The sequence below is a fragment of the Kitasatospora sp. NPDC059817 genome (genome assembly GCF_042731835.1).
Classification (GTDB): Bacteria; Actinomycetota; Actinomycetes; order Streptomycetales; family Streptomycetaceae; genus Kitasatospora.
Window position 1 is genome coordinate 26,449 of record NZ_JBHWIR010000039.1, and the last position, 5,945, is coordinate 32,393.

Genomic DNA, 5,945 nt, shown 5'->3' on the forward strand with positions numbered 1-5,945 from the left:
TAACCGCGCCCCGGCGCGCGTGTGCGAGGGCGCGCCCCCCCCCCGGTGGGGGCCGCGCCCCGGGGGGGGCGGGCCCCCCCCCCCCCCCGCGGGCCCCCCCCCCTTCCGTCGAAGGCGGCGACGCTCCTGTCGAACGTCCTTGTGCATAGGAAGTCGGTGGGCCCGACTTCCCATGCAGGGCCGGATGCTTTATGCGCTGGCCTCACAGACCGTCATGGCGGCGGCCAGCGCGTGTTTCTGAGTGATCCATTCCGTGTTGCCGGCTTCGACCGAGCACCGTAGGGCTTCGATCATCTCTTCGTCGGCTGCAGCCGGTCTGGCCAGGTGCGCCCGCATGTAGTGCCTGAAGATCGCCGGCAACTGCTCGGGCCGGGTTGCGGCCTTGGCCTGGAGGGAGAAGAGGGGGAGGAACCAGGCTTCGAAGCTCTCCTTGATCGCCGGGGTGGCTCGGTATGCGTCGTGGAGCGGTTGAAGACCTGCCGTGTGGCTATAGGGCAGGTGTCCGTGGAGGGCATACCGGAGGCGGATGCCGTCGTGTCCGCGGAAGTGCAGGCCGTGGGCGGCGATGTGGTTGGCGGCGTTCTGGGTGATGGTCATGACGGCTACCTCCGCCCGGTGCCTGCGGGCTGCGGCGAGGACGGTGGCATGGATGCCGACGCGCGGGTCGAGCACGAGGCGGTCGAGACCGAATGGCGACAGGTCGATGCCGTGGTCGCGGGTGCGGGAGAGGATCAGGCGCCCGGGGACCTTGCCGACGGTGCCCTGAAGGTGTCTGGGCTGCTGCCGGTGACTGGCGTGGATGTCCGAGCGGTCGAGGACGGGGCGGTCCTTGGCGAGTTCGGCGACAAGGTGAAGGCCTGTGCGGTCCCGGGTGTCGGTGCTGCCACAGGCGTTGCAGGGGTGGCCACCGGTACCGGTCATGTGGCCACAGGCCCGGCAGGTGGGAACGGCCTCACGGCTGATGGTCAGGGTGCCGGCGCGGAGGTTGTTTTCGATCATCTCCAGCGAAAGGCCGGCGACCTCGGCATCGGTGTCGGTCATGATGCCGCCCGCCGGGGGCCGGCCGGACGGGTATTTGCCCGCGATGAGGTCGGCCTCGAAGCGCTGGCGGAGGATCTTCGGCCCCTCCGCCTCCCGGTGACGGAGGTCTCCGGCGAGGGTGGCGGTGTTCCACAGGTGGGGTGCGGGCGGTAAGCCGAGGATGGCGTTGAGGGCAGCGGCGAGGCGGATGCCGACGGCTTTGCCGGGGTGGGTGCCGAAGGTGAAGGTCCCGTTCTGGACAGGGCCGTTGAGGAACAGGTGTCGCACGGGCTCCTCCTAGACCGGCGGGGTGGAGGTTCCCGTGCGGGTGAACCGGCCGTCTCGCAGTTCGTAGTGGAGGATCGCGGCGTTGGGCATCTTGCCCTTCCGCTCCTCAGCGAGGATCTCGGGCAGGGGGCAGGCTTCGAGCAGGGATCGGAGTGCCACCGTGGCGGTGTGGTGGGTGAAGGCAACGACGGTGGTCGATTCCTGGAGTTCGGCCTGGGCGAGGGTGGCGAACTCGGTGGCTCGATTGAGCACGCCTTCGGCGAGCGATTCACCGCCGGCCGGTGCGGTCCAGCGGTGCTTGCGCAGGCGGCGGTCCTCGGCGAGTTCGGGGTAGCTGTCGAACAGCTCTCGTTTGGTCATGTAGGTGGCGTCGCCATAGTGCTGCTCGTCGAGGAGCGTGGTCTGCCGGGGCCATCCGTCGGGGAGGTCGGGCAGGGCGATCGCGGCGGTGTCGATCGTCCTGCGGTAGGTCGAGGTGTAGACGTGCGGCGTGGGGCCGGCGAGCTTCGGCAGGACACCGGCGAGCCACTGGGCCTGCCGGAAACCGTGCGGGGTCAGGCCGACGATCGTGCGGGAGATGGTGTGGGCGACGGCTCCGGTGTAGGGGCGCGGGTCCTGGTAGAAACCATGGTACTTGTCGGCGTTCTCGACGGACTCGGCGTGCCGGATGACGAGCAGGGCCATCGCGCGACGCCTACGCAGCGAGGTTGGCGACGTAGGAGCCGCTGACGGTCCAGGGGGTGAGCTCGATGCCGAAGCTGCTGCGTTCACCGTCCTGGGTGTGGACGAGCTTGCCGGACAGGTGCACGGTGTCTCCGGATCGGAACGCTCCGGTGTAGGCGCCGAGGTAGGAGCGCATGTGGGTGATCCGGCGGGCGAAGGAGTCGGGCTCGTCGATGGTCGAGCTGAGGATGGTCCTGACCTTGATCCCGTAGAGCGCCGGGGTGGTGAGGCCTTCGGCGTGGTCGGTGATTCTCGCGAGGAGGGAGATCTCTCCGATCTCCTTGGAGGAGGTACGGGAGAAGGGCCTGTCGCGGTCGGAGCGGATGGGTTCGCAGTTGATGTGCGCGCCGGTGTTGACGGTGAGCCCTTGGAACTTGCGGCGTTCCTGCTTGATGAGGGCCTCGAAGGAGCTGCCCTCCATGTACTTGGCCCGGCGGATGTACAGCCGGGTCAGGTCGTCTCCGTCGTAGGGCTTGATCAGAGCGGTCTGCTGGAACAGCTCCTGGGCGGCCTTGTAGCCTTCCGGCCCGTAGCAGACGAGGTCGATGTCCGAGCGCTCGTTGAAACAGCCGACGAGAAAGGACCCGGTGACACCCAGGAGATCCCGGGCGCCGTTCGCGGTGATCCACTCGGTGATCGTCAGGAGGTCCTCGCCTGCCGGGTTGTCGGCGACCGCGCCGGGTTCCTCATGGATGGCGGAGAGGGCCTGGCGGCACGAGTAGTGGACGGCTACGTCTTCGCGCGGAATGCCAGTGATGACGCAGCCGAGGGTGTCGGAGTAGACGTAGCACTCCGGTCGGTCGGCCAGGATGCCGAAGGACTTCGACACGACACTGTTCTGCCGGTAGGTCCGGCCGAACACCCGCCGGTCCCCCTTCTCGTCCGGGTGGTACTTGACGTAGCCCAGATAGTGGCTGCCGGGGTGGCTGTCCCCGATGACCTTGAAGACGACACCGTGGTGATCCATCAGGTAGTCACGGTCGCGGACGCTGGGAACCGGCCTACCGGTGTTCAGTGGCGAACTGCTCCAGAGCGGAGAAGGCTCCGGTGTCGATCGTGGCGGACGACTCATACTGCTCAAGTCCCATCGAGAAGAGGGCGCGGCGGTACTGCCACTTGATGTGCTTGTCGTGCCGTGCGGGGTGAGCGGGCCGCATGAGGGCGAGGAAGAAGAAGCACTTGACGAGCAGGAAGTCGCCCAGGTGATCGCTGACCCGCCGGCCGATCAGGGGCGTACTGGTCCGGTCGAGTGCGACGGCGTACGTGGCGCGTTGCTCCGAGGTGATGGTGTAGCCCTTGCCTCCGCCTTTGAAGGCCACGATGTCGAGCGCCGGGTACACGTCGTAGCCGAACGGGATCGGTCCGTGGTGCTGCCAGTCGATGACCCCGGCCGTGAGGATGTTGGGTAGACCGTAGTCCAAGTGCCCGTGCACCATGGGGAGTCGGGACAGGCGGTCGAGGGCGCGCTCGACCGTCTGGTGGACCCGCGGTGTGTCGAAGTCCGGGTTCTCCTTGAAGACGTCCGCCGCGAAGGCCGCCTTCTCGAACCACGGTGTCGAGGGCAGAGGGTGCCTCGCCTGGGCCTGTAGGAGCTTCGAGGAGATGGCGGCTGCGGCGCTGATCACGTGGTCGCTGACCTGTCCGGCCCGCTGAGTGTCGGCCAGGGCGTCCTCGTGCAACGAGCTGCTGCCGATGGTGTGTTCGATGGCGAAGTAACTTCCGCCTTCGAATCCGCTGTCGACAATCGCAGGTACGGGGTATCCCAGTCCGGCGGCCAGCTGCTGGAACTCGACTTCCGCCCGCAAGTCCTCTCCGCCGGTCCGTTTGTAGAGCGAGCCGTCGGCCGATCTCCAGACCGCACCCCGGGTGGCGGTCCGGTCCTTCACGAACTCCCAGGTGTTCATCGGCCCGTCCTTCTGCCGTACCGAGTCGCCGTAGCGCAGGCGTCCAGACTAGGAGAGTTCGAGCAGGCCGGACAACGGTATTCCCGTCAACGAATAAAGATCACTCGCGGTACATCATCGACCATTCGCCGAGCCGCCTCCTGGCCTCGTCGCCGAAGAGGGCGGATTCTTCGAATATCGAGAAAATTTCACGATAGCGCTGGATGTCCCGGTGATCGCGAAATGCGAGACGGCCGGTGAACGATTCCATAGTGGCGAGGCGGTCGTCGTACACCGTGAACGTGTTCATTGGTCCGCGAGTAATAAGTGTCCCATATGGAATCACGCCGATTCGAACCGACGGCAGATGGGCGAGCGATGCAAGGCGGTCAATCTGGACGGCCATTGCCTGCGGAGGAAGCAGTGCCCACTTCACCGCCTGCTCTGTGAGCAGGAACGTGAACGACTTTGATTCGTCGTAGAGAGCCGCCTGGCGTTCCAGCTTGCGGCCCACGACGATCGTCCTGTCACCGGGGGAGTGGCTCAAGCTGGCCCGAATGTACTCGGGCGTGGCCAGGAGACCTGTGATCATTGCCGGCAGGAAATATCGCAGCTCTGTCGCGTCCGACTCCAGCGACGCCAGCTCCGCCTGCCGCTTTTCGATGCCCCGGCGCCATGAAGTGCGCTTGTCCTGCCACTCGGTATTGGCCGTATGAGCCAGCGAGGACACTTCCCGGACGAGGGCGGCCGGAGCCCCAAGAGCTCTGAGGATGCGCTCCACATCGACGAGGCCCGGGGTCAGTTTTCCGGTCTCGATTTTGCTGATCTTGCTCTGGGAGATGCCACAACGCACCGAAAGCCGGTCTCCTGTGAGACCGGCTTCCAGGCGGAGCCTTCTGAGCGTTTCGGCCAGGTCGGACTTCGACCGGCCGAGCTGATCCGGATCGAGCGTCACCCGAGATCTTTCAGATATTCGGAAAACGGCACGGAGTGGGCCAGGGCGATTCTTTTCCACTCCTGGTGGCGGTGCATGTCACCGCTGACCAGCTCCCGGTTGATCTGGGTGCCGTCAGGCCGGAAATTCAGGTGGACTGCCGAGGAATCATCGAACAGCCACCAATCCTGGTCGGGAATGCCGAAGTTCCGTTCAGTGGCGTCCAGGATTCGGATGTCTTCTCCGGCGGCGATGTTGCCGGGGATGCCCCAGGCGAACTGGTACCGCTGGTAGTCCGTGAGGGGCCGGCGAACCACTCGGACGCGGCCGATCGTCCGCCCCGAGGAGACGAAGCCGTGCACCCTCCGGTGCCACGCCGCGTTGTGATCGACCGGCTTCGGCTCGCCGCGTAGAAAACTGGCCAGGCTCTCTGCTTCCCTGGGCATGGTGTAGGCGGGCTGCGCCTCGAACCGGAACGCTTCGTGCTGGTAGCTGTCGAAGTGAGCGCGCCACTGGTCACCATCCAAGAGCACGGATGGCCTCCTCCAGGACGTGTCGGGGAATCTCGACGGCGGACTCCCCGGTGGGCACCTTCAGGGCCGTGAAGTGGTCGCCCTGGACCACGAACGTCCCCCGATCGGTCGCGTACACGTTCGGGCAGTCGTCATCGTCGCAGTTCGGGCCGTTGAACTTGCCGGTAAGACGCAGCAGTTGCGGGTACTCAGCCATGCTGACCCCTTCCAGGTCGAGTGCCTCCCAACCCATCAACGACGCTAGGGCCGGCTCCGATGCCTGTCCACGCCGTACCGGGCATATTCCTGATCTGGAATAAGAATCTTGCCGGGGGGTCTCCCGCTCTGACGCTCCGAGGAACTGTCGGCCGGCGGCTCCTTGCGAGGGGCACCGCTCGCCCGGCCGGAGTCCGTCATCGTCAGCGGCCCGTCCGAACTCTGGATCGTCCCGAGGCCTGCCGCAGTGTGACGGCGGTACCTGGGGGGAAGGGGGGGGGGGGGGGGGGGAGGGCGGTGGGTGACCACGGCCAGCGAAGCTTATGTGTCTGGTGGATTTATGGGGGGTTGGACAGAGGACTCGATCGA

General features: G+C 66.3%; 7 protein-coding genes. All 7 read right to left on the reverse strand.

Annotation, left to right across the window (positions count from 1 at the left end):
• Positions 1 to 189 precede the first annotated feature (189 nt).
• Positions 190 to 1,308 carry a hypothetical protein gene (locus tag ACFV61_RS11505; protein ID WP_380491322.1) on the reverse strand — a complete coding sequence of 373 codons (1,119 nt, stop codon included), beginning with the start codon at positions 1,306 to 1,308 and terminating at the stop codon, positions 190 to 192.
• A gap of 9 nt (positions 1,309 to 1,317) precedes the next feature.
• Complete coding sequence (locus tag ACFV61_RS11510; RefSeq protein ID WP_380491324.1) at positions 1,318 to 1,992, reverse strand: histidine phosphatase family protein; 675 nt, start codon at positions 1,990 to 1,992, stop codon at positions 1,318 to 1,320.
• Between the two features lie 10 nt (positions 1,993 to 2,002).
• A complete protein-coding gene (locus tag ACFV61_RS11515; protein WP_380491326.1) occupies positions 2,003 to 2,998 on the reverse strand; it encodes a nucleotidyltransferase domain-containing protein in 996 nt (331 codons plus the stop codon).
• A gap of 34 nt (positions 2,999 to 3,032) precedes the next feature.
• Positions 3,033 to 3,935, reverse strand: coding sequence for a phosphotransferase (locus ACFV61_RS11520; RefSeq protein ID WP_380491328.1), 903 nt, complete (start codon positions 3,933 to 3,935; stop codon positions 3,033 to 3,035).
• A gap of 100 nt (positions 3,936 to 4,035) precedes the next feature.
• Positions 4,036 to 4,869 (reverse strand): helix-turn-helix domain-containing protein, encoded by an 834-nt coding sequence (locus ACFV61_RS11525; RefSeq protein WP_380491330.1) that lies wholly within the window; start codon positions 4,867 to 4,869, stop codon positions 4,036 to 4,038.
• The gene (locus ACFV61_RS11530; RefSeq protein ID WP_380491332.1) at positions 4,866 to 5,381 is read right to left on the reverse strand and encodes a DUF6879 family protein; all 516 of its coding nucleotides are present in this window, start codon (positions 5,379 to 5,381) and stop codon (positions 4,866 to 4,868) included. The genes ACFV61_RS11525 and ACFV61_RS11530 overlap by 4 nt, the downstream gene beginning before the upstream one ends.
• Positions 5,365 to 5,577, reverse strand: a complete 213-nt coding sequence (locus ACFV61_RS11535) for a hypothetical protein (protein WP_363584986.1) — start codon at positions 5,575 to 5,577, stop codon at positions 5,365 to 5,367. The genes ACFV61_RS11530 and ACFV61_RS11535 overlap by 17 nt, the downstream gene beginning before the upstream one ends.
• Between the last annotated feature and the right edge of the window lie 368 nt (positions 5,578 to 5,945).